Below are 25,061 nucleotides of genomic sequence, written 5' to 3' on the forward strand. Positions count from 1 at the left end.
ATTTCATTTCCTTTTCTTAATCGGATATAAGTAAGCGATAAACAAAACAATAGAGGGGCATGCCCTCTATTGATAGTAACGAGTTAGAATTACAGGAAGTTTTTACCGTAATCCATTGGTGAGGTACCAAAGTGGCTTGCTAACGTCTGACCAATATCAGCAAACGTATCACGAAGACCTAAAGAGCCCGCTGGTACTTTAGCGCCGTAAACAATCACTGGGATATGCTCACGAGTGTGGTCTGTACCTGGCCATGTAGGGTCACAACCGTGGTCAGCAGTAAGAATTAGCAGATCATCTTCTTCCATCAGCTCCATGACTTCATGGATACGCCCATCAAAGTACTCTAACGCTGCAGCGTATCCCGCAACATCGCGGCGGTGACCGTAAGCTGAGTCGAAATCAACGAAGTTTGTGAATACGATGGTATTGTCACCCGCTTCTTTGATGGCATCTTTTGTTGCATCAAATAGTGCAGGAATGCCTGTTGCTTTGGTCTTCTTAGTGATACCACAGCCAGCATAAATATCAGAGATCTTACCGATTGAGTGAACTTCACCCCCCTTCTCATCAACTAGTTTTTGAAGAATCGTTGCTGATGGCGGCTCAACGGATAGGTCACGACGGTTACCTGTACGCTCAAACTGACCTTTACCTGGGCCGATGAATGGACGCGCGATAACACGGCCAATGTTGTAGTCTTCAAGCTCTTCACGAGCGATTTGGCACAGCTCTAATAGGCGGTCTAAACCAAACGTTTCTTCATGACACGCAATTTGGAATACAGAGTCAGCAGAAGTATAGAAAATTGGCTGACCAGTCTTCATGTGTTCTTCACCCAAGTCATCAAGAACTTGCGTACCCGACGCATGGCAGTTGCCTAGGAAGCCATCAAGACCTGCACGCTCAAGAATGCGGTCTGTCAGCTCTTTCGGGAAGCTGTTTTCTTTATCAGTGAAGTAGCCCCAGTCGAACAAGACAGGCACGCCTGCAATTTCCCAGTGGCCTGATGGAGTATCTTTACCAGAAGAAAGCTCAGCCGCGTGGCCGTAAGCACCGATAATTTCCGCGTCAGTGTCAAGGCCAGGTGCAAAGCTACCTGTTGACTCTTTGTGCGCCATCGCAAGACCCAATTTAGATAGGTTAGGTAGCTTGAGTGCGCCGCTACGATCCGCATTGTCAGCCAAGCCTTTGTCACACTGCTCAGCGATATGACCTAGCGTGTCTGAACCCACATCACCAAAATCTTTCGCATCAGCCGTTGCGCCAATACCAAATGAGTCTAAGACTAAAATAAATGCTCTTTTCATTGCTCTCTTCCTATAACTGGCCGAGAACAAATGCTCAATCGACCAATCTAATTGTAATTATTTAACCCAGCCTAGTAGAAGTTGCAGCAGACACAAGAAAGCTGCTGCAGCTCCACGTATGACAAGATTACAAATCTTCTGCGCGAATCTGACGATACACTTCTGGCGTTGGCGTATATTCACCACCGATTGTAATCGCCGCTTTCAGTGCGTTAGCAGCTTCTTGCCACTGCTCTTCATTACGAGCATGGATAACCGCCAAAGGCTTGTCACTAGACGCTTGTTCACCCAAGCGAATAAAGCCATCAAAACCAACAGCGTAGTCAATTTCGTCGGTTGCTACGCGGCGACCACCACCCATAGCCACAACAGCCATACCGATCGCACGAGTATCCATTGCTGAAACGACACCAGATTCATCAGCGTAAACTGGCTTGATGATCTCTGCTTTTTCTAGGTAGTTATCGTAGTTTTCAACGAAATCGGCCGGGCCACCAAGACCTGCAACCATCTTACCGAAGCATTCTGCCGCTTTACCGTTATCCAGAACTGCCATCAGTTTGTTACGCGCGTCTTCCGTATTCTCAGCCAGCTTGCCAAGAACCAGCATTTCCGCACATGACGCCATGGTAACTTCTAGAAGACGAGGGTTACGGTATTCGCCAGTTAGGAACTGAACCGCTTCACGAACTTCTACTGCGTTACCCGCCGAAGAAGCCAGTACTTGGTTCATGTCAGTAAGAATAGCGGTTGTCTTGGTGCCAGCGCCGTTTGCTACGGCAACGATCGATTTTGCTAGCTCTTCAGAAGCTTCGTAAGTTGGCATAAACGCACCAGAACCTACTTTTACGTCCATGACTAAAGACTCAAGGCCCGCAGCCAGCTTCTTAGACAAGATTGACGCCGTGATAAGCGAGATGTTGTCTACTGTCGCGGTAATATCACGAGTTGCGTAAACACGCTTGTCTGCAGGTGCTAAGTCACCAGTTTGACCGATAATTGCCACGCCGGCGTCTTTTGTCACATCACCAAACACTTCGTTGGTTGGTGTGATGTTGTAGCCTGGAATTGACTCAAGCTTGTCTAGTGTGCCACCAGTATGGCCAAGACCACGACCAGAGATCATAGGAACGAAACCACCACACGCCGCCACCATAGGGCCAAGCATTAGAGATGTTACGTCGCCCACACCACCTGTTGAGTGTTTATCGACGATAGGACCGCCAAACTCTTTGTGGCTCCAATCAATCACCATGCCAGAGTCACGCATTGCACACGTCAGTGCGATACGCTCAGGCATTGTCATTTCGTTGAAAAAGATTGCCATCGCAAACGCCGCGATCTGACCTTCAGATACAGAATTGTTTGCAACACCTTGAATGAAGAAGTTGATTTCTTCGGCTGTTAGAACTTCGCCGTCGCGTTTTTTACGAATAATTTCTTGAGGTAAGTACATTAGATCCTCCCATGCTTTGAATAGCAAGGTTGTAAGGTAAAGAGGTAATGTGGAGCAGCGAATCACTACTCCACCAAACAGACTTTATTTTTATTAATTCTCGAACGAGAAAATTAGTAAGCTGCTGGATCAGCAGTCTCGTCTGTCACTTCTAATGTATTAAGTAGGTTAGTTAGCAGGCTTGACGCACCGAAACGGTAGTGACGTGCATCAACCCAGTTATCACCTAGGATTTCATCAGCCATTGCCAAGTACGCTTGTGCATCTTCAGCTGTACGCACGCCACCTGCTGGTTTGAAACCAACTGTTTCTGCAACGCCCATATCGCGAATCACTTCAAGCATCATGCGAGCGTATTCTGGTGTCGCGTTTACTGGCACTTTACCCGTTGAAGTTTTAATGAAGTCTGCACCTGCTTTGATACAGATTTCAGAAGCTTTCTTGATTAGTGCTTCTTCTTTTAGCTCACCGGTTTCGATGATCACTTTAAGAAGAATATCACCACACGCTTCTTTACATTGCTTCACTAGCTCGAAGCCAACTTCTTCGTTACCTGCCATTAGAGCGCGGTATGGGAATACGACGTCTACTTCATCTGCACCGTAAGCCACTGCCGCTTTTGTCTCAGCAACAGCGATTTCGATGTCGTCGTTACCGTGTGGGAAGTTAGTTACAGTCGCGATGCGAACTTCTGGTGTACCTTGCTCACGAAGTGTCTTCTTAGCAATAGGAATAAAGCGAGGGTAAATACAGATTGCAGCTGTGTTACCTACTGCTGATTTTGCGTCATGACATAGTGAAATAACTTTCGCGTCAGTATCGTCATCATTCAGCGTAGTTAGGTCCATTAGTTTAAGTGCACGTAGTGCTGCTGCTTTTAAATCGCTCATTTCTATCTCCGATCAATATTCAAAAATTTTACTGCCCAGCTTGATGATTTCGACTCTAATCAAGCTAGCCTTGCAGTCATTAATGAACGGACTTGGTTCCTTGAAGACTCAGGGGTAAACAGCGAATTGACCCCTAATTGCTATCCTTGTCACCGCACAGTACCAGTTTGGTCTATGGCACAACAATCTGCGATTGAAGTGTCTAACGTGTATGCAGACATGCTGCAACCAACGCTCATCATACTCCTTGTACTCAGTAGCGCTAGCTAAAAAACTTCTCAATAATCCATTGATAAGTTATGCCACCTAAGTAAACACCGACAATGCCCATGATTCCTGATAACACAGGTGGAGCAGGTATTGGCAACTTGATGGCGGAAAACAGGATTCCGACAACAAACCCAGCAAGGGTTGCGAGGATAACTTCATTCATAAGTTAAGTCCTACTTTCTATAGATATATACATTATAGATATTTGTCGCAAAACTGTAGTGGCTCATAGAGCGCAAACGGTTTGTATCTCAAAAAAGTCGTTGGTTAACGTTTGCTCGATTCAGTGCATCGGCAAACCTTATCCAACTGGACACTCAACTGACTAAGAGTGTCGTGCTCAAGGCGTTTTATAACCTTGAGATTGTTTTACTGCAGCTAGGTACAGAAAAACAAAAAGCCCCGCAGCAAGAAACTTGCTACGGGGCTTTATAAAACGGCGTCTATATAATCTATCTACTTAATTAGAAAGATAGGAAGAAGCCAGCGATTGTCGCCGCCATTAGGTTAGATAGCGTACCAGCACAAACCGCTTTAACACCCATACGAGCGATGTCGTGACGACGGTTTGGCGCTAGACCACCTAGACCACCTAGTAGAATCGCGATAGAAGAAAGGTTTGCGAAACCACATAGAGCGAATGCGATGATAGCTTGAGTCTTCTCAGACATTACCGCACCTGTTGCTGGAACAACTTGTGCTGCATCACCAACGTAAGGTACGAAGTTTAGGTACGCTACGAATTCGTTAACAACCAGTTTCTGACCGATGAATGAACCAGCAAATGTTGCTTCAGCCCATGGAACACCGATTAGGAATGCTAGAGGTGCGAACAACCAACCTAGAAGAAGTTCTAGAGTTAGGTTTTCCATACCGAACCAACCGCCAACGCCACCTAGGATACCGTTGATAAGAGCGATTAGACCGATGAATGCTAGTAGCATTGCACCAACGTTTAGTGCTAGTTGTAGACCAACTGACGCACCGCCAGCTGCAGCATCGATAACGTTAGCAGGCTTGTCGTCGCCACCATCGATGTCATCACCTAGATTTTCATCTGGAGTGTCGACTTCTGGTTTGATGATTTTAGCGAATAGTAGACCACCTGGAGCTGCCATGAATGATGCTGCTACAAGGTACTCTAGAGGTACACCCATAGATGCGTAACCCGCTAGTACACCACCAGCTACAGACGCAAGACCACCACACATTACTGCAAATAGCTCAGATTGAGTCATTTTAGGAACAAACGGACGAACCACTAGAGGTGCTTCTGTTTGACCTACGAAGATGTTAGCTGCTGCAGACATTGACTCGGCACGAGAAGTACCTAGTGCTTTTTGTAGACCGCCACCAAGAATCTTGATAACCCACTGCATCACACCGATGTAGTAAAGTACAGAAATTAGCGCAGAGAAGAAGATTAGCGTTGGTAGTACTTGGAAAGCAAAGATGAAACCGATACCGTCAACTGAGAAGTTAACTAGGCTGCCGAATAGGAAACCAGTACCGTCTTTACCGTAGTCGATCACGTTTTGTACACCAGCTGAGAAACCAGCTAGAAGATCACGACCCCATGGTACGTACAGAACGAAACCACCGATGATGAATTGGATAGCAAAAGCGCCACCCACAGTTCTTAGATTGATAGCTTTGCGGTTATCTGACAGTAGTAATGCAATTCCTAGCAATACTGCCATGCCGACTAGGCTCATAAACAGGCTCATAGTTTATGACTTCCTTATATGTTATTTGTTGGCGTGTTACAAAATGGAGCTCAAAAGCGGAGGCAATTATACTCATCCGTCCATTGATAAAGTAATGCCATCCTCACAGTTTCTGCGAAGATTCATCATGCGTTCACTCATTTACGTGAACAAGATCACCATTCACTCTCTGGGTAATCACTAAAAACACATTTTATTTAGAATTTATTCACAAATACCGAACGCCGAATTGCTATTTTTCCAAACGTTTTCAGCAATCGTTTGCTCTGACATTCCTTTTAACGATGCGAGACAGGACACTATTTCACCAATCATCTTCGGATGATTGGCCTTGCCCTGATGTCCATTTAGTGGCATGTCGGGTGCATCAGTCTCAAGGACTAATTTCTCAACGGGCAACTGAGCCACAGTTTGCCTCGTTTTGTTCGCTCTCGGGTAAGTAATTACACCACCAACACCGATATAAAATCCCAGCTCTATAAACTGCATCGCTTGCTGATAACTGCCCGAAAAGCCGTGTAAAACACCACCAAATTGGAAACGACACTGCTTCAATATTTGTAGAGTTCGGTTGTGCGTTTTTCTGCTGTGGAGAATCAGAGGAAGTTGAAATAATGTTGCCAATTTCACCTGAGCGATAAAAATGTGTTCCTGCTCAGCGGCACTGATATTAACAAGGCCATCTAAGCCACATTCGCCAACGGCAACACAGAACTCCGTTCGGGTCCGAAGCCGATTTTCTAGCTCAATAAGGTAATCACCGCTTTCATCAGTCAGAAAATAAGGGTGTAAGCCTAGCGCATGATAAACGCCGTGAAACTGAGAAGATAAGGCTTCTACTTCTTGCCAGTTTTGTGGACCCACTGTGGGAATAACAAAGCGCTCTACGCCACACTGGTTTGCCTGGGCGAGATTGTCAGAAAAGTTGTCGGCGAATGGTTCAAAGTCGAAGTGGCAATGAGTATCAAAAAGGCGCATGGTTACTGCGCCTTATCACAAGTCTTGTCTTGGCTGTTTGGATCGCGTCGATATGGAACGCAGCTCCGCTTGTTTTCAGGTGTTAGCCCCATCGACAAACACCAAGCATCATATTTTGCTACCAAACGCTTAATCCATCCCAGCATGCCTGACTCCTTGATTACTGCTCTTCGCGCTTGAAGACCAATTCTGTTGGCGTTGACTCTTCTTCCACGAAGTAATAGCCGGCTACATCAAACTTGGTAAGCTGTGCGACACTCGAGATACGATTTTCAATAATGTAGCGCGCCATCATGCCGCGAGCCTTCTTCGCATAAAAGCTGATCACTTTGTACTGACCATTCTTACAATCTTTGAAGATAGGAGTAATCACCTGCGCATCTAACGCTTTGGGTTTTACCGCTTTGAAGTATTCGTTGGACGCTAAGTTAATGAGGACATTATCACCTTGTGCAGCAATCGCCTCATTCAGTTTGTCGGTAATGACGTTACCCCAAAACTGATACAAGTTCGTGCCTTTATCATTCGCTAGCTTAGTTCCCATCTCGAGGCGATATGGCTGCATCAAGTCCAGCGGCTTTAGCAATCCGTATAGACCGGACAACATACGAAGATGTTTCTGGGCATACTCAAAATCCGCCTCAGTCAAAGATTCTGCATCTAACCCCGTGTACACATCCCCTTTGAACGCCAAGATAGCTTGTCGAGCGTTGTCTGTTGTGAACTCTTCACTCCACTCTTGAAAGCGACCAACATTCAAATCGGCAATCTTGTCGCTGACTTTCATCAAGCTCGCCACATCCGCCGGCGTCAGTTTACGACAAACCTCGATCAGCTCTTTTGAGTAATCAATCAACTCAGGCTGAGTGAACGTCTCTGTCGCAAGAGGAGATTCATAATCTAACGTTTTCGCAGGTGATACGACAATTAACATGACTTTACTTAACCCTTCTCTATTATTTATAACGTTTAGGGTACAAAAAAAGCCACACATTGTCTGCATGGCTTTTTGAATCGTATTAATAGGTAAACGCTATAGTGAACGATTAATCTTTCTTGCTTTGATCCCAGATCCCATCTTCAAGCTGAGACCTCAGTTCCGGGAAATCGTTCGAATCAAATGTCGGCACTTTACCTTCATCAAGCTGACGGTTGTAGTCTTTTGCCAGCTTAATCACGATACCAGACAGTAGGATGATCGCCACTAAGTTAACAATTGCCATTAAGCCCATTGATACGTCTGCTAACGCCCAAACAACTGGCAGCGAGGCAACCGCGCCAAACATAACCATACCAAGAACAATCACACGGAAGATTCCAAGACCCGCTTTGTGGTTATGCTCAAGGAAGATAAGGTTCGTTTCTGCGTAAGAGTAGTTAGCAATGATTGAGGTAAATGCGAAGAAGAAAATCGCAACCGCAACAAAGATACCCCCCCACTCGCCAACCTGAGAGCTTAAGGCTGTCTGAGTTAGCTCGATACCTGTCACTTCACCGTGTGGTACGTACTCACCTGACATCAAGATAATCGCAACCGTCGCCGAACAAATCACGATGGTGTCCATAAACACACCAAGCATTTGCACGTAACCTTGAGACGCTGGGTGCGGAGGATAAGGCGTTGCCGACGCAGCTGCGTTTGGCGCAGAACCCATACCGGCTTCGTTCGAGAATAGACCACGCTTAATGCCGTTGATCATCGCTTGCGCAATTGCATAACCCAGACCACCTGCAGCCGCTTCTTGCAGGCCGAATGCGCTCTTAAAGATAAGCACTAAGATGTCCGGTAACTTTTCGATGTTCATCATCATTACGAACAGAGCAAGCAGTAAGTAAGCAAGCGCCATGATGGGAACAACTAACTCAGCCACGCGCGCGATACGCTTAATGCCACCAAAAATAACCACCGACGAAAGCAGAACAACGAAGATACCAACATATGTATCTTCCCAGCCGAACGCATTGTGCATCGCGTTGGCAATTGAGTTCGCCTGCACCGCATTAAATACAAGACCAAAAGCGATAATTAGGAATACTGAGAACAGTACGCCCATCCAACGCATACCTAGGCCTTTTTCCATGTAATACGCAGGACCGCCACGGTAGTTTCCGTCGTCATCCTTGGTTTTGTATAGCTGTGCTAAGGTACTCTCGGCAAACGATGTTGCCATACCGAGCATCGCAATTAGCCACATCCAGAAAATCGCGCCAGGACCACCAGCGGTTAGGGCAACCGCAACACCAGCCATGTTACCGGTACCAACACGAGCAGCAAGACTAGTACAAAGCGCTTGGAAAGATGAGATACCAGCTTTGTCTGCTTTACGACTGTTCTTCAGAACAGAAAACATGTGGCCAAAGTGGCGGAACTGGATGAATCCCAAACGGACAGTGAAGTAAATTCCAACTCCGACAAGAAGGTAAACGAGAATGGAACCCCAAAGTAGGTCATTCATCAAATTGATTAAATCTGTCATAAGTTCCTCATAGTGAGATTTCGCTGATCATCGCGTCCCTGCCATCCATCTAACTGCCTGACTAAGTGTCAAGATAGCTTAGTGCATTGTTGTTTAATTATGCAGTTTAGACCTGTAAAACTCGCCTCATGCTTCCATTTTACGTATCAGCGTATTTTTTGACGGGCGGATAATGCAGCGAAGGCTCGCAAAAATCAATATGCAACCAAATTCATTTTTATGTTATTTTTCACTATAAAATCACCAATAATTAACACAAGAGAGAACATCAAAAACACAAAACCAGAACATCAACATAATTTATTAACAACATAACAGATATTCCGCTCCAACAAAGAGCCTCTTTCCTACATGCAGGTCGCACCCCTTACCCGCCAAGGTCTCGCATAAAATCTCGCTCATGTGATATTTCGTCGCTTAGACGTCATTTTTTGTACGTAAAGCAACTCTTTGCACATTGGCGAAAAATGCTCTTTTTTTAAACACGAGATTAACAATCATATTTTGAGAATTTAATCGTTTTCGTTAACTCGTTTGCACAAAAAAAAACCACACCATACGGAAAATAGTGTGAGCCGATGTCAGATTTTTTAGGAAATCTTCATTGAATCGTAACAAATGAGAAACGAATCAAAGATACGCTTCAGTGAGAATGGTATTTAGATAGTACCCCTTCAAAGAGTAATAATTTAAAAAAGAGGTAGCTTATGGATGGCTTAAACTTTGAAGAAATGATGGAAATGGGTTTACCAAAAGCGCGTGCGACGCGTTCGAAACCGGTAAAACGCAAATGGCGAGAAATAGAGGCAATTAAAGATAGGCAACGCCTACAAAGAGAACTCAAAGAAATGGATATCGGCTTTGAAGATTCTGCAGATTTAGAATTCTAAAAAAAGAGGCGCAATGCCTCTTTTTTGTTTCTACGCGATTACAAAGCTTCTGTTTCGTTCTGCCTTACACGACTTGCCAGTTGCTGGTATTGCTCTGCAATCGTCTCACCAAACACCGGATCGTCTTCATTGACACTCCACATCGCCTCAACCGCTTGCCAATCTTTGACCGTAAAGTTTCTCAGGATTATCGGTAGAACTGACCGCTCTTCCATATCTAGGTGTTGATACTGAGAGCCGATAAAGTCTTTCAGTTGCTCCAAGAAGATATCTTGTGGTACTACCGCGTCTTGCAAAATCATCTCAACAGTCGCCAAAAAATTGTGAGTCTTCTCAGAGAGTTGTTTATGTTCGGCTTCCAAATTCTCAATAGATTCAAGATGACCAAATTTATCGAGATAATATTGATAAATAATGTCTTCTTTAGGGTGATGAACCCGCTCTGAATGCTCCGCAAGATAGGCAACTATCTCGTACAGCAAGGAATAGTTTATCGCTTGCTCGTTTTCAAGTTGAGCCATCTTTTGCTTGAGAACGGCCAACAAACGAACCATGTAGCCGTGCTCTCTTCTTATCCTTTCAATCATCATAGCGCTCTCCTTACACTTACTTATTATAAGTGTATAGCAGATGGTTTGATGACACTTTGACGCTGTTCGAATTTTAAGCAGAGCAAGTGGTTATGACAATTCGACCTCTAGTGGCAGGTGCCAATCAATGGCAGATTTACCCTGTTGAGCTAATAACGCATTGGTTTGTGAAAAATGTCGGCATCCGAAAAAACCTCGGTGTGCAGACAGTGGAGAAGGGTGTGGCCCAGCTAGCACATGATGCTTATCTCGATCGATAAAGCGGCCTTTTTTCTGAGCATGAGCCCCCCACAATAAAAAGACAACACCGGATTGATGCTGATTGATCGCTTCAATCACTCGGTCTGTGAATGTTTCCCAGCCCGATTTAGAATGCGAATGCGCCTTACCTTGCTCAACCGTTAATACGGTATTCAATAAAAGCACGCCCTGCTCAGCCCAACTTTGTAAATAGCCATGCTGGGGAATTTGGAAGCCTTCAATATCTTGTGCGAGCTCTTTATACATATTGACAAGAGAAGGCGGCGTTTTGACACCAGGTAACACGGAGAAACAGAGACCATGCGCTTGGTTTGGTCCGTGGTAAGGATCTTGACCAAGTATCACCACTTTCACATCACCAAACTCAGTGGCGCGGAAGGCATTAAAGACATCTTGCGCCGGAGGAAAGATGACCTTACCTGATTGACGCTCTGCCTCAACAAAACTCAATGTGTCTTGAAAGTAGGCTTGCTGCTTTTCTTTTCCGATAACATCATGCCAAGTTAATGACTGAGTCATATCCCGTTCCTTCTTCTATTTAAGTCGCACAAATTGTCGCAAATATAGAAGAAGGAACAAAGGAGTTAATGACTGTGATAACTACTTTTTCTGTGGCGTACGATAATGCCCCTGTCCAGTAATATGACGATTAGGCGCTGGTAGTCGAACAACACGAACAGGAATATGATAAGAGGTAAAAGGCATAGTGGCACCCTCATTGGTAAAACACAGACTACGCTATGAAAGAATGGTGCCACCTTCTCACTATGAGGTGGATTCAGCTATCGATTGAAGGTGAAATTGCCGCATTGATTGAATCTCCTGTGGCCAAAGATCAGGTTCGATCGTTTCTAAAATCAAAGGGATACCATCAAATCTCGGGTCTTTGGAGATATACTCAAAACAATCCCAACCAATCTCGCCTTTACCGAGTGCGTGATGCCTGTCAACTTTGCCGCCCAAGGCAACTTTTGAGTCATTGATGTGCATTGCGCGTAAATAGTGCATACCAACAATGCGATCAAACTCAGCAAAGGTGGTCTCACATGCGTCAAAATCCCTTAAGTCATAGCCAGCTGCGAAGGTGTGGCACGTATCAATACAGACACCGACACGAGATTTATCTTCTACTTGATCAATGATTTGTGCCAAATGCTCAAACCGCCAACCTAGGTTGGTTCCCTGCCCTGCCGTATTTTCGATCACCGCAATCACTTCAGGTACCGCTTTGTGGGCAAGGTTGATGGACTCGGCAATTCTCGAGAGGCAATCTTGTTCCGAAATTTTCTTTAAATGACTCCCAGGATGGAAATTAAGCAAAGTAAGCCCTAACAAATGACAGCGTTTCATTTCATCGATAAACGCTGCGCGCGATTTCTCGAGCTTATCATCTTCAGGGGCACCTAAATTAATCAAATAGGAGTCGTGAGGCAAAATCTGCCCTGCGTCGAATCCTAAGCGTTTACAGTTCGCCTTAAATGCTTGAATGATTTTGGGCTCCAATGGCTTCGCTGCCCATTGGCGCTGATTTTTGGTAAACAGTGCAAACGCATTTGCACCGATCTCACTTGCTCTGAGCGGAGCCTGATCAACGCCGCCCGCGGCGGAAACGTGCGCTCCAATAAACTTACTTCCAAGCTCTCTTTTTAACATTGTCATTTAATCACTTTACACTTTCAATATACGAACCATTTACCGCTTTTTTTCGGCGACAGGTCAACATTTAAACTCAATTTGTAGTAAATTTACTACAAATTGAGTTATTAACTATTTTTTATATTATCAAATATATTGTAACCACGTTGTTTTTAAAGAGTTTATTGATTTAGAACAATAAAATAACCTTCATAAAAATAATGTTTTTAGTTGTTTTTTGACCTAAATCAATATTATCATAAGGGATATTCGCTATATAATACGTAGCTCAACAAAATTCGAAAGTTAACACCAATAACACCACGTAAGTGGACTAGGAGACGGTAATGATCCAAGGTATTCAAATCACTAAAGCAGCTAACGATGACCTACTAAACTCGATCTGGCTACTTGATAGCGAAAAGAACGAAGCACGTTGTGTCGCAGCAAACGCAGGCTTCGAAGCTGACCAAGTTGTAGCGATCAACGATCTCGGTGACTACGAAAGCCGCGAAGTTGCTATCGAAACGGCTCCACGTATTGAAGGTGGTCAACACCTAAACGTAAACGTTCTTAAGCGTGAAACGCTAGAAGATGCAGTAGCAAACCCAGAGAAATACCCACAGCTAACGATTCGCGTTTCTGGCTATGCGGTTCGTTTCAACTCTCTAACTCAAGAGCAACAACGTGACGTTATCGCACGTACGTTCACTGAATCTCTATAAGTTTTAGAGCAAAGAATACACAGACGGCGCCATTCGGCGCCGTTTTTTTATTTAAGCATGTCACTATCTTCAATGATGCATAGCATCAGCAAATCAGTTACATTGATGAACCGCATCTCAATGGACGGGTAACCAACTATGCTTCTGGAAGGCATCGAAACTCTACTTGTATTAAGCAAAGCCAAAACAATGAGTCGAGCCGGCAGTCTGCTTTACATTAGTCAATCAGCCGTGAGTAAGCGCATTGCCAATTTAGAGAAAAAAATGGGCAAAAAGCTGATTGTGCCTGCGGGTCGAAATATTCAACTCACTCAAGATGCCATCAACCTTATCGAAAGTATTAGCCCGACATTTAAAGAACTCCAAGGGCTTATCCACGAACAACAAGCGCTTCCAGATTCAACGCCGCTACGTTTAGACTGTTCTGAAACCCTAGTCGCAGGCTACCTTCACTCGATTCTAGGCAATTATGTCGAGCTCGATCCGCATATTACGCTGACGACAAACCATACACCAAGAATCATTGAGCATGTTCAATCGGGGAAAGCGCATATCGGCATTTGCGCCGGCTATCTGCCTAAACACCCAAGCCTGCTTCAATTGCATTTAATTGACGAGCCATTTTATGTCGTTTCAAAGCAATATATTCGCCATATGCCTGACACCATCATCACCAATGATCTCAGCAATCCAGCTAACACTTATCAAATCAAGATACTGAGTAAACTCAATGTAGAACCTGTGATGCAAATGGACTCTTATACTGCATCCACTCAGTTGGCGATCTCAGGCATCGCCCCTGCCCTCATTCCACTGTCAGTCATCAAGGCGATGAAAATCGAACCAGAATACTGCTTTCATTTTGAACAGCTCACGCCTTTATATCGACCGATTCATATCTGCATGCGCCCGTCTTCATACCGAAATCCGCGCATTAAATCACTGACAGAAGCCATTGCTGATGTTGTTCCCAAAGTAGCTTCAGAGCCATTAGCATAGACATGGTAATCACCAAAGGGCGAATCCATTTTTGGCCTTTAGTGACGACAACCTTAGCGCCCAACTGAGCCCCCATAAATCCGCCGATCGCCATCACCAAACCTAACTCCCACACAGGCAAACCTGCAAGTATAAAAAAGAGTAGCGCGGCGATATTTGACGTAAAGTTAAGCACCTTAGTCCGAGCCGTTGCGTCCACCAGAGAGAAGTGACCAAAAGCGACGAAACAGACCGTAAAAATGGAGCCCGTTCCAGGGCCAAAGAAACCATCATAAAAGCCCACCCCACCACCAACGCTAAACGCAAACATGGCTTCCGAAACCTTCGCTTCACCAGAGTGCTGCTTGGTTTTCGGCATCAGCAGAAAGTATAGCGAAATAGCGACCAGTAGAATCGGGATCAGACTCGTCAGTACACCCGCATCTATATACTGTACAGCTTCAGCCCCCACCGCTGAGCCAATAAACGTGCAGGCAATAGCAAGGCGCATCTCTTTAATGCTAACAATACCATTGCGGATAAAATACCAGCTTGCGGAGAAACTACCGAATGAGCTTTGAAGTTTGTTCGTTGCCAGAGCTTGAGTCGGTGGAACGCCCGCCGCCAAAAGTGCGGGCAAAGTGAGTAGCCCTCCGCCACCTGCCATCGCATCGATGAAACCTGCGGCCGTCGCAACAAAGAAAAGAATCGTCAGTATTTCGAGTGTAAGTTCCATTTTCAATCAATTAGTTATCAATCGCTACCCATCAAAATACCACCAAGTTAACAATTCCCTTAGAGAAACATTCGACTTAAATCCATTCCAATTTTTCACCATTAAATACAAAAAAAAAGCCCACTCAAATGAGTGGGCAATGAGGTTGTCATATAAGCTCTGTTGCGAGCCTACTGATTTTTATTTAGCTTCATTCTCTGCAACTTTTGCGTGCAATTCTTGTACTGATGTTACTGACGTTTTCGCGTCTGCAGTGTGAGCCATACATACAGCAAATGCAGCGTTTAAGGTTGTTGTGTAGTTCACTTTCTCAGCCAACGCACCACGACGTAGTACTTTTGAATCTTCAATCGCTTGACGACCAGCAGCCGTGTTTACGATGTAGGTGTACTCGTTGTTCTTGATACGGTCAAGAATGTGTGGACGACCTTCATGTACCTTGTTCACTAGACGTGGGTTAATGCCTGCTTCGCCTAGAATAACTGCCGTACCGTGCGTTGCATCCAGCTGGTAACCAAGCTTAGTGAGCTTAGATGCTAGGTCAACTACACGCTGCTTATCGCCTTCACGAACAGACAGTAGAGCACGACCACCTTCTGGGTAAACTGCGCCACAACCTAGTTCTGCTTTCGCGTAAGCTTCTGCGAACGTTGCACCAACACCCATAACCTCACCAGTAGAGCGCATCTCTGGGCCCAACAGTGGGTCAACACCAGGGAACTTGTTGAATGGCAGAACCACTTCTTTCACTGAGTAATAAGGTGGGATGATTTCTTTCGTAAAGCCCTGAGACTCTAGAGATTGACCAGCCATAACACGTGCAGCGATTTTCGCTAGTGGTGCACCCGTTGCTTTAGATACGAATGGTACTGTACGCGCAGCACGTGGGTTAACCTCGATTAGGTAAACCTTGTTGTTCTTAACCGCAAACTGAGTGTTCATTAGGCCACGTACACCCAATTCGAAAGCGAGCTTTTCAACTTGCTCACGCATCACATCTTGGATCTCTTGGCTTAGCGTGTAAGCAGGTAGAGAACATGCAGAGTCACCTGAGTGAACACCCGCTTGCTCGATGTGCTCCATGATACCGCCAATTACTACGCGCTCACCGTCACAAATCGCATCGATGTCAACTTCTACAGCATCATCAAGGAAGCTATCTAGAAGAACTGGAGACTCATTCGATACACTTACTGCTTCGTTGAAGTAGCGACGTAGGTCTTGCTCATCGTAGACGATTTCCATCGCACGCCCACCTAGAACGTAAGAAGGACGAACAACCAACGGAAAGCCAATTTCTTTTGATTTTTCAACCGCTTGCTCTAGCGTCGTAACCGTTGCGTTCTCTGGCTGTAGAAGACCTAAACGGTCAACAGCAACTTGGAAACGCTCACGGTCTTCTGCGCGGTCAATTGCATCCGGGCTAGTACCAATGATTGGCACACCTGCTGCTTCAAGTGCACGAGCCAGTTTAAGTGGCGTTTGACCACCGTATTGAACGATAACGCCTTTTGGCTTCTCAACACGGACGATTGAAAGCACATCTTCCAGAGTTACTGGTTCAAAGTACAGACGGTCTGAAGTGTCGTAATCAGTAGAAACTGTCTCAGGGTTACAGTTAACCATGATGGTTTCGTAACCATCTTCACGCAGTGCGAGTGAAGCGTGTACACAACAGTAGTCAAATTCGATACCTTGACCGATACGGTTAGGACCACCGCCCAGAACCATGATTTTGTCTTTATCTGTTGGCTGCGCTTCACACTCTTCATCGTAAGATGAGTACATGTACGCCGTGTCAGAAGAGAACTCAGCCGCACACGTATCAACGCGTTTGTACACTGGGTGGATGTCGTACTGGTCGCGTAGACGGCGAATTTCACTTTCAGACACACCTAAGATTGTAGAGAGGCGAGCATCAGAGAACCCTTTGCGCTTCATCTTACGCAAAACGTCTTGAGTTAGACCTGCGAAACCACCCGCTTTTACTTCGTTTTCTAGGTTAACTAACTCTTCGATTTGAACTAGGAACCAGCGGTCAATTGCTGTTAGGTTAAATACACCTTCCACAGACATGCCAGCACGGAATGCGTCTGCGATGTACCAAATACGCTCAGCACCCGCTTCTTTTAACTCGTGACGAATTGTTGTTAGTGCGTCTGGCGCATCCAGATCAACCATTTCATCAAAGCCATTCACGCCTACTTCAAGGCCACGCAGTGCTTTTTGTAGAGATTCTTGTTGGTTACGACCGATAGCCATAACCTCACCCACAGACTTCATCTGAGTCGTCAGACGGTCGTTAGCACCTGCAAATTTCTCGAAGTTAAAGCGAGGAATCTTGGTCACTACGTAGTCGATGGTTGGTTCGAATGACGCCGGAGTCGCACCACCCGTGATATCATTTTGTAGCTCATCAAGCGTGAAGCCCACTGCCAGTTTCGCCGCAATCTTAGCAATTGGGAAACCTGTTGCCTTAGAAGCAAGCGCAGAAGAGCGAGATACACGTGGGTTCATCTCGATGATAACCATACGGCCATCTTTCGGGTTAATACCAAACTGTACGTTTGAACCACCTGTCTCAACACCTATTTCACGCAGTACCGCTAGAGATGCGTTACGCATCAACTGATACTCTTTGTCAGTCAGAGTCTGTGCTGGAGCTACTGTGATTGAGTCACCCGTGTGGATGCCCATTGGGTCAAAGTTTTCGATAGAACATACGATGATACAGTTGTCCGCTTTGTCACGGACTACTTCCATCTCATACTCTTTCCAACCGATAAGAGATTCATCGATAAGAAGTTCGTTAGTTGGCGACAGGTCCAGACCACGACGACAAATCTCTTCGAACTCTTCTTTGTTATAAGCGATACCACCGCCAGTACCACCCATAGTGAACGACGGACGGATGATACAAGGGAAGCCAACCATATCAAGAACGGCGTATGCTTCTTCCATCGTTTTCGCAGTATCAGCGCGAGGACACTCAAGGCCGATTGACTTCATCGCTTTATCGAAGCGAGAACGGTCTTCGGCTTTGTCGATTGCGTCAGCTGTTGCACCAATCATTTCTACGCCGAATTCTGCAAGTACGCCGTGTTTCTCTAGGTCTAGTGCACAGTTAAGAGCTGTCTGACCACCCATTGTTGGCAGTACTGCATCAGGGCGCTCTTTCTCGATGATCTTACGAACCACTTCCCACTGGATTGGTTCGATGTAAGTTGCATCCGCCATGTCTGGGTCAGTCATGATGGTTGCTGGGTTTGAGTTTACAAGGATAACTCGGTAACCCTCTTCACGCAGTGCTTTACATGCTTGTGCACCAGAGTAGTCAAACTCACATGCCTGACCGATAACAATCGGGCCTGCACCTAGAATTAGAATACTTTTTAAGTCAGTACGTTTTGGCATTCTCTACTACTCCGAATTAAGCGCTGTGTTGTTTGATTAGTTCGATAAAGTGGTCAAATAGCGGAGCCGCGTCGTGTGGACCTGGGCTTGCTTCCGGGTGACCTTGGAAGCTAAATGCTGGCTTATCTGTGCGGTGAATACCTTGTAGAGAGCCATCAAATAGTGACACGTGAGTTGCACGTAGGTTCTCAGGCAGTGTCGCTTCATCAGCGGCGAAACCATGGTTTTGAGACGTAATCATAACAACGTTGCGGTCTAGGTCTTTAACCGGGTGGTTTGCACCGTGGTGACCAAACTTCATTTTCACTGTCTTAGCACCAGATGCCAAAGCTAGGATTTGGTGACCTAGACAGATACCAAAGATCGGTAGGCCTTTTTCTAGGAATACTTTTGTTGCTTCAATGGCGTAAGTACATGGTTCTGGATCACCAGGGCCGTTTGATAGGAAAACGCCATCTGGGTTTAAAGCCAACACTTCTTCTGCACTTGTTTCTGCAGGTACAACCGTTAGGCGGCAGCCTCGGTCAACAAGCATGCGCAGGATGTTACGTTTCGCACCGAAGTCGTAGGCAACAACGTGATATGGCAACTCGCTGTCGTCTTGCGCTTCAGGAAGTCCACCCTCAAGCGTCCACGAACCTTGTTTCCATTGATACGCTTCTTTTGTTGTAACTTCTTTCGCAAGGTCCATACCTTTTAGGCCAGGGAATTCTTTCGCTTTAGCCAGAGCTAGAGCCTCGTCTAAGTTGTTACCTGCAACGATACAACCGTTCTGTGCACCTTTCTCACGTAGGATGCGCGTAAGTTTACGCGTATCGATATCAGCAATGCCGACGATATTTTGCGACTTAAGGTAATCAGAAAGAGTTTGTTCACTGCGGAAGTTAGAAGCGACAAGAGGAAGGTCGCGAATCACAAGGCCTTGTGCGTGGATTGAAGAAGACTCTTCGTCTTCGGTATTGGTACCGGTATTGCCAATGTGAGGATAAGTAAGGGTGACGATCTGTTGGGAATAGGAAGGATCAGTGAGGATTTCTTGGTACCCCGTCATCGAGGTATTAAAAACGACTTCACCAACGGATGAACCATCTGCTCCAATGGAAACACCGTGGAACACTGTCCCATCTTCTAGGACTAACAGTGCTGATTTACTCAAGACAACCTCCAGAATAAAAATGCAAAAATAATAAATTAAACTGCAAATCTGCCTTCCTTCACGCAATAAAAAAGCGTTTTTAGGTTATTTAGACAAATTGGCGGTATTCTAATGAGGTGATTGATATGTGTCAATATAATCTTAAAAAGAAATCTAACATTTAGAGCAGTTAAAGCAAAAAACGATTCTAGAGCGCCAAAAAATCAAGTTTAGTCATTATTTATAGACGAAGAGGTAACAATTTTATGAAATGATGATTTTTGAGCATATTTGAGTTCACACTTTTCATTGAACATTTTAAGCAAACGATCCACCCCCACAGAAAATAGCTCTTTTTGAGCAATTAACCACAAAAAGAACACCAAGGACCAACAATAACAACAAAAGGCAAGGGTTTTTATCCTACATAACACTGTTAATATCGACCAGTGTTATCAATAGATACAAAAAGCGCCGGGCAAGCCCGACGCATAATTATTTATTTTGACAACAACTCTTGATAAGAAGTGGTAAAGAGTCGGAACTTAGAGGTCATTGAGTCCAAGTACATCGGTCATGGTGTAGAAACCTGGCTGCTTGCCGTTTAGCCACACCGCCGCCTTCACCGCACCATTGGCAAATGTCATTCGGTCTGTTGCTTTATGAGTAATTTCAACTCGCTCGCCAATATCAGCAAACATAGCGGTATGCTCACCAATAATGTCACCAGCTCTAATGGTAGCAAAACCGATTTCGTCTTTCGTACGCTCACCAGTAATTCCCTCACGGGCATATACTGCGACGTCGCTCAATTTATTACCCATCGCTCCGGCAATCGCTTCGCCCATGCCAATAGCGGTACCAGAAGGTGCATCGACTTTATGGCGATGATGCGCTTCAACGATTTCCACATCACAATAGTCGCCCATCACTTTTGCAGCTTTCTCCAACAGCTTGAAGACTAGATTCACACCAACAGAATAATTCGGCGCCATCACGACAGGGACATCTTGAGCAATTTGGTCAATAATTTCGCGTTCTTGTTCCGTAAATCCGGTTGTACCAATGACAATGCTCTTCCCATGCTGCTTGCAAAGCTCTAGGTTTGCCAACGTGCTTACTGGCGCGGTGAAGTCGATGATGACATCAAAACGTTCAATATCTTTTGCTAAATCATCGGTCAGGAAGACATCAAATTTTCCTTCTCCGCAAAGTTCACCAATGTCGACGCCAACTAATGATGACTCAGGACGCTCTGATCCTGCTCCAACTTCAGACTGAGGATTTAAATAAGTCGCTTTCACCAAATTGCGACCCATTCGGCCCGCTGCTCCTGCAATTGCAATACGTACCATTGCATCTTCTCCATTTTCGAATTTGTGTTCTTGTTCATATTGGTTAAAACTAACAGTAATATGAGAGGCTGGCTAGAGGGTATCTTTTTCCAGCTAAGAATACTCGCGAATCACTCGCTCAAGAATTGGCACATTCGCTTCAGGGAACGCATATTGAGCCAAATCAGAGATTTTCACCCATAACCCTTCCTGTCCTTCACGTCCATAGGGTTGACCATCAAACTGAGTCACGGCAATGAAATCGAACTTAAGAGATTTTTCTGGATAATCGAACTCTAAATGTTCAAATGGTTGTTGCTGAGTAGTCACAATCCCAATTTCTTCCTCAAGCTCACGTACCATGGCCTGCTCGACACTTTCTTCGGGTTCAACTTTGCCACCTGGAAACTCCCAAAAGCCGCCTTTATGCTTGTCATCTGGTCGTTTTGTAATAAACACCTGCGACTTATCTTGGTTAAAGATAATACCTGCCACGATATGAATTCGTTTCATCAGACTTCCTATTTACTATCCATTGTCATGCCCTGTATTGTGGCTGACTATTTTTCTTAGATAACCATTAGATACAAAAAGAGCCGCCTAAGCGACTCTTAATTAGTTTTATAAGTTTGCATGAAGCTATGTGTTACAGCAACAATTCATCAAACCTTATGCGATTTTGCCGTGGCACTGCTTATACTTCTTGCCACTACCACATGGGCAAGGCTCGTTACGGCCAACTTTTCGCTCTTCGCGAACCATTGGCTGATGAGCCCCTTCAGAAGATTCATCGCCATCTGCCAACTGGTTTTCAGCGGCAGCATGCTGCGCTTGAGCACGGCGAGCAGCTTCTTCTGCTTGCGCACGACGTTGAGCTTCCATGCGCTCAACTTCCTCTTGCTGCTGAACACGCACTTTAGAAAGAATTGTAATCACATCAGACTTCAATGCATCAAGTAAACCTTCAAATAGTTCAAACGACTCGCGTTTGTACTCTTGTTTAGGGTTCTTCTGCGCGTAGCCACGTAAGTGAATACCTTGGCGAAGATGATCCATTGCCGCCAAGTGCTCTTTCCAAAGTGTGTCGAGGGTTTGTAGCATGACAGATTTCTCGAAGTTGCGTAGTACCTGCGCACCGACCACTTCTTCTTTCTGCTTGTATACCTCAACTGCCGTAGTGATGATTTTTTCACGAAGCGCTTCTTCGTAAAGCTTATCATCTTCTTCAAGCCACTGCTTGATTGGCGCATCAAGATCAAAATCGTTCTTCAAGCGCTCTTGCAGCCCTTCGATATCCCACATATCTTCTAACGACTGAGGTGGAATATACTCATCAATTACCGCAGTAAGCACGTCTTGACGGTTGTGATCGATCATTTCACTGATGTCTTCAACACTCATCAGCTCATCACGAAGCTCGTAAACCACTTTACGTTGGTCGTTCGCAACATCATCGTACTCAAGTAGCTGTTTACGGATATCGAAGTTACGACCTTCCACTTTACGCTGAGCTTTTTCGATTGAACGAGACAGCATCTTAGACTCGATCGCTTCACCTTCTTCCATACCACTCTGGATTAGGCTCGCCATACGATCAGAGGTGAAGATACGTAACAGAGAGTCCTCCATTGAGAGGTAAAAACGAGATGAGCCCGCATCCCCTTGACGACCCGAACGACCACGTAACTGGTTATCGATACGACGTGATTCGTGACGCTCTGTACCAATAATATGTAAACCACCAGCATCTAGGACTTGATCATGGACGACTTTCCATTCAGCTTTGATCGCATCAATTTGCTCTTGTGAAGGATCTTGTAACGCTTCAACTTTCGCTTGCCAGCTACCACCTAGTACGATATCCGTACCACGACCAGCCATGTTCGTTGCGATAGTTACCGCACCTGGTGTGCCCGCTTCAGCAACAATCTCCGCTTCTCGCTCGTGGAACTTAGCGTTTAGGACGTTGTGCTTGATCTTCGCTTTCTTAAGTGCGTTTGATAGTAACTCTGACTTCTCAATAGAAACCGTACCCACTAGCGAAGGCTGACCTTTAGCAACGCGCTCTTTAATATCTTCGATGATAGCGTCGAACTTTTCAGCTTCAGTACGGTAAACCACATCTGGCATATCGTTACGAATCATCGGCTTGTTGGTAGGAATAACTACCGTTTCAAGGCCGTAAATCGATTGGAACTCAAACGCTTCTGTATCCGCGGTACCCGTCATACCAGACAGCTTTTCGTAGAGACGGAAGTAGTTCTGGAAAGTTATCGATGCTAGCGTCTGGTTTTCATTTTGAATCTTAACGCCTTCTTTTGCCTCTACCGCTTGATGTAAACCTTCAGACCAGCGACGTCCTGGCATTGTACGACCGGTGTGCTCATCAACGATGACGACTTCACCCTCTTCATTGACGATGTAGTCAACGTTCTTTTCAAACAACACATGCGCACGCAATGCAGCGTTTACATGGTGCAATAGGCTGATGTTCGCAGGAGAGTAAAGAGTGTCCCCTTCTTCCATCAGGCCATTTTTAACCATTAGCTCTTCAACAAACTCTTGGCCGGTTTCCGTAAGGTGAACTTGTTTAGATTTCTCATCCACCGTGTAGTGACCATCACCACGATATTCCTCTGAATCTTCTTTGTCTTGTTGCTGAAGATTAGGGATAAGGGTGTTGATGCGCGTATAAAGATCTGAGCTATCTTCAGCAGGGCCTGAGATGATCAGTGGCGTACGAGCTTCATCAATTAAAATCGAGTCCACCTCATCCACGACAGCAAAGAAACGGTCACGTTGAACGCGATCTTCAGCGCGGAAGGCCATGTTATCGCGCAAGTAATCAAAGCCAAACTCATTGTTTGTGCCGTATAGGATATCTGCTTGGTACGCTTCTTTTTTCTCTTGAGGTGGCATATTTGGCACGTTTACGCCAACGGTCATACCTAAGAATTCAAATAGTGGACGGTTTGTCTCGGCATCACGCTTTGCAAGGTAGTCGTTCACGGTTACAACATGAACACCTTTACCCGGTAGCGCATTTAAGTAGGCTGGTAGTGTAGCAGTTAGTGTTTTACCTTCACCGGTACGCATCTCTGCAATTTGACCAGAGTTAAGAACCATACCGCCTATAAGCTGAACATCAAAGTGACGCATACCGTAAACACGTTTTGATGCTTCACGAACAGTAGCAAATGCTTCTGGTAGTAGTTTGTCTAGGGTCTCACCCTGTTCTAAGCGCTGACGGAATTCAACAGTTTTGGCTTTTAATTCTTCATCACTCAACGCTTCAAACGTTGGCTCGTAATTATTGATCTCTTTTACAATTTTTCTCAGGCGGCGCAGTGTTCGGTCATTGCGACTGCCAATTACCTTTGTCAGTAGCTTAGTTATCATTTGCTATGAATCTCTCTTTATTCAGATCGGGCCCGATCTACTTTTAATGCCTTCAGTCTCTAACAGTTTTGAACTAAGAATACTGAGATAAATCACTTTCCTCAGATATTGTGATGAGAACTATAGATTTCAAGGCTTGTGTATCGATAAGTGGCGCTTAGTGTATGAAATTTTGCTAGCAACAACCAATAACAAGGTGATTTGTTTGAAGCACTCTTTATTTTTTCGAGTTATATGATGGAAGTTTGCCCGGCAGGTAGCATCAAGATAAAAGAGATTTCGCTATCTTCCTCGAAACTCATTCACTAAAATGTCTTTAATAGCATGATAAGAGGCTCACCATGAGAGATCACCGTCCAACCCTTGGCGACGAAATATTAGCAGAATCTCGTCTCTCTCAGCTGCAACAGCACGCAAAAGAGATCATGATGATCAACAAAGAACTAAAAACGATCTTACCGCGAGGAACGGAAGATCATTGCCGTGTGGCAAATATTCGTGATGGTCAATTGGTGATAGAAGTCGCCAGTGCTGCGATCAAAATGAAGATCGACTACGAGCGTTTATCCATCCTAAACCAACTCCGCTCTAGAGGATTCGCCAGATTAATGGCAGTTAGTGTGCAAATTAACCCTGAGCTCTATCGTTCTCGTCAGTTATCTAACGAAGAAAAGGCCTCAAAAAAACGTGATCCTATCTCTGAAACTGCAGCCCAATACTTAGCAATGATTGCCGATGGTGCATCGCCAAAAGTAAAAGCAAGGCTCGAGAGCCTTGCAAAATTAGCAAACAAAAAGCCTGAATAGCGGGCACAAAAAAGCCAGACAAACGTCTGGCTCTTTCTCTGTAATAAGGG

The 25,061-nt window shown here is 45.1% G+C and carries 22 protein-coding genes; 4 read left to right on the forward strand and 18 right to left on the reverse strand.

The annotated features are described in order from the left end of the window. Window positions 1-89: 89 nt before the first annotated feature. The 9 genes from U9J37_RS08325 to U9J37_RS08365 all read right to left on the reverse strand — a co-directional run bounded on the left by U9J37_RS08325 (window position 90) and on the right by U9J37_RS08365 (window position 9,108). Window positions 90-1,310 carry a phosphopentomutase gene (locus tag U9J37_RS08325; protein WP_005473487.1) on the reverse strand — a complete coding sequence of 407 codons (1,221 nt, stop codon included), beginning with the start codon at window positions 1,308-1,310 and terminating at the stop codon, window positions 90-92. 127 nt (window positions 1,311-1,437) lie between these two features. Continuing rightward, window positions 1,438-2,766, reverse strand: a complete 1,329-nt coding sequence (deoA, locus tag U9J37_RS08330; protein WP_005473547.1) for a thymidine phosphorylase — start codon at window positions 2,764-2,766, stop codon at window positions 1,438-1,440. A gap of 113 nt (window positions 2,767-2,879) precedes the next feature. Beyond that, complete coding sequence (gene deoC / locus U9J37_RS08335) at window positions 2,880-3,656, reverse strand: deoxyribose-phosphate aldolase (protein WP_005473560.1); 777 nt, start codon at window positions 3,654-3,656, stop codon at window positions 2,880-2,882. Window positions 3,657-3,918: 262 nt separating this feature from the next. Beyond that, complete coding sequence (locus U9J37_RS08340) at window positions 3,919-4,089, reverse strand: XapX domain-containing protein (protein WP_005473572.1); 171 nt, start codon at window positions 4,087-4,089, stop codon at window positions 3,919-3,921. Window positions 4,090-4,390: 301 nt separating this feature from the next. Further along, window positions 4,391-5,653, reverse strand: coding sequence for a NupC/NupG family nucleoside CNT transporter (locus U9J37_RS08345; protein ID WP_005473518.1), 1,263 nt, complete (start codon window positions 5,651-5,653; stop codon window positions 4,391-4,393). Window positions 5,654-5,857: 204 nt separating this feature from the next. Further along, window positions 5,858-6,631: a TatD family hydrolase gene (locus U9J37_RS08350; RefSeq protein WP_005473513.1), complete on the reverse strand. Its 774-nt coding sequence runs from the start codon at window positions 6,629-6,631 to the stop codon at window positions 5,858-5,860. A gap of 2 nt (window positions 6,632-6,633) precedes the next feature. Continuing rightward, window positions 6,634-6,777: a DUF5363 family protein gene (locus U9J37_RS08355; protein WP_179944652.1), complete on the reverse strand. Its 144-nt coding sequence runs from the start codon at window positions 6,775-6,777 to the stop codon at window positions 6,634-6,636. A 14-nt stretch (window positions 6,778-6,791) separates the two neighbouring features. Beyond that, window positions 6,792-7,565: a peroxide stress protein YaaA gene (gene yaaA / locus U9J37_RS08360; protein WP_038139643.1), complete on the reverse strand. Its 774-nt coding sequence runs from the start codon at window positions 7,563-7,565 to the stop codon at window positions 6,792-6,794. Between the two features lie 112 nt (window positions 7,566-7,677). After that, complete coding sequence (locus U9J37_RS08365; protein ID WP_322413792.1) at window positions 7,678-9,108, reverse strand: alanine/glycine:cation symporter family protein; 1,431 nt, start codon at window positions 9,106-9,108, stop codon at window positions 7,678-7,680. Between the two features lie 707 nt (window positions 9,109-9,815). On the opposite strand from U9J37_RS08365, the gene U9J37_RS08370 reads away from it, so the two are divergent. Then, window positions 9,816-9,998 carry a DUF3545 family protein gene (locus U9J37_RS08370; protein WP_038139648.1) on the forward strand — a complete coding sequence of 61 codons (183 nt, stop codon included), beginning with the start codon at window positions 9,816-9,818 and terminating at the stop codon, window positions 9,996-9,998. A gap of 38 nt (window positions 9,999-10,036) precedes the next feature. On the opposite strand, the gene U9J37_RS08375 is transcribed toward U9J37_RS08370, so the two are convergent. The 3 genes from U9J37_RS08375 to nfo form a co-directional block, all read right to left on the reverse strand. Next, window positions 10,037-10,588, reverse strand: coding sequence for a hemerythrin domain-containing protein (locus U9J37_RS08375; RefSeq protein WP_322413793.1), 552 nt, complete (start codon window positions 10,586-10,588; stop codon window positions 10,037-10,039). 90 nt (window positions 10,589-10,678) lie between these two features. Next, a complete protein-coding gene (gene ung / locus U9J37_RS08380) occupies window positions 10,679-11,368 on the reverse strand; it encodes a uracil-DNA glycosylase (RefSeq protein WP_005473523.1) in 690 nt (229 codons plus the stop codon). A gap of 246 nt (window positions 11,369-11,614) precedes the next feature. After that, a complete protein-coding gene (gene nfo, locus U9J37_RS08385; RefSeq protein WP_198135507.1) occupies window positions 11,615-12,508 on the reverse strand; it encodes a deoxyribonuclease IV in 894 nt (297 codons plus the stop codon). A 323-nt stretch (window positions 12,509-12,831) separates the two neighbouring features. On the opposite strand from nfo, the gene grcA reads away from it, so the two are divergent. Together grcA and U9J37_RS08395 are read left to right on the forward strand one after the other, a co-directional pair. Further along, window positions 12,832-13,209, forward strand: coding sequence for an autonomous glycyl radical cofactor GrcA (gene grcA / locus U9J37_RS08390; RefSeq protein ID WP_005473448.1), 378 nt, complete (start codon window positions 12,832-12,834; stop codon window positions 13,207-13,209). A 138-nt stretch (window positions 13,210-13,347) separates the two neighbouring features. Further along, window positions 13,348-14,208 carry a LysR family transcriptional regulator gene (locus tag U9J37_RS08395; RefSeq protein WP_043887144.1) on the forward strand — a complete coding sequence of 287 codons (861 nt, stop codon included), beginning with the start codon at window positions 13,348-13,350 and terminating at the stop codon, window positions 14,206-14,208. Here U9J37_RS08395 and U9J37_RS08400 read toward each other — a convergent pair. The 6 genes from U9J37_RS08400 to secA form a co-directional block, all read right to left on the reverse strand. Further along, entirely contained in the window at window positions 14,144-14,923 is a 780-nt protein-coding gene (locus U9J37_RS08400) for a TSUP family transporter (protein WP_005473553.1), read from the reverse strand. The two genes, U9J37_RS08395 and U9J37_RS08400, sit on opposite strands and share 65 nt — an antisense overlap. Window positions 14,924-15,103: 180 nt before the next feature. Then, window positions 15,104-18,337, reverse strand: a complete 3,234-nt coding sequence (gene carB, locus U9J37_RS08405) for a carbamoyl-phosphate synthase large subunit (protein WP_005473508.1) — start codon at window positions 18,335-18,337, stop codon at window positions 15,104-15,106. Between the two features lie 16 nt (window positions 18,338-18,353). After that, a complete protein-coding gene (carA, locus tag U9J37_RS08410) occupies window positions 18,354-19,493 on the reverse strand; it encodes a glutamine-hydrolyzing carbamoyl-phosphate synthase small subunit (protein ID WP_038139660.1) in 1,140 nt (379 codons plus the stop codon). A gap of 524 nt (window positions 19,494-20,017) precedes the next feature. Further along, on the reverse strand, window positions 20,018-20,827 hold the full coding sequence (gene dapB, locus U9J37_RS08415) for a 4-hydroxy-tetrahydrodipicolinate reductase (protein WP_005473506.1): 810 nt from the start codon (window positions 20,825-20,827) through the stop codon (window positions 20,018-20,020). A 93-nt stretch (window positions 20,828-20,920) separates the two neighbouring features. After that, window positions 20,921-21,319 carry an 8-oxo-dGTP diphosphatase MutT gene (gene mutT / locus U9J37_RS08420; RefSeq protein ID WP_005473541.1) on the reverse strand — a complete coding sequence of 133 codons (399 nt, stop codon included), beginning with the start codon at window positions 21,317-21,319 and terminating at the stop codon, window positions 20,921-20,923. Window positions 21,320-21,475: 156 nt separating this feature from the next. Beyond that, the gene (gene secA, locus U9J37_RS08425) at window positions 21,476-24,205 is read right to left on the reverse strand and encodes a preprotein translocase subunit SecA (protein WP_005473501.1); all 2,730 of its coding nucleotides are present in this window, start codon (window positions 24,203-24,205) and stop codon (window positions 21,476-21,478) included. A gap of 341 nt (window positions 24,206-24,546) precedes the next feature. Here secA and U9J37_RS08430 point away from each other — a divergent pair, with 341 nt between their 5' ends. After that, entirely contained in the window at window positions 24,547-25,011 is a 465-nt protein-coding gene (locus tag U9J37_RS08430) for a DUF721 domain-containing protein (RefSeq protein ID WP_005473484.1), read from the forward strand. Window positions 25,012-25,061: the final 50 nt, after the last annotated feature.

The organism is Vibrio sp. 16, from assembly GCF_963681195.1.
Classification (GTDB): Bacteria; Pseudomonadota; Gammaproteobacteria; order Enterobacterales; family Vibrionaceae; genus Vibrio; species Vibrio sinaloensis_D.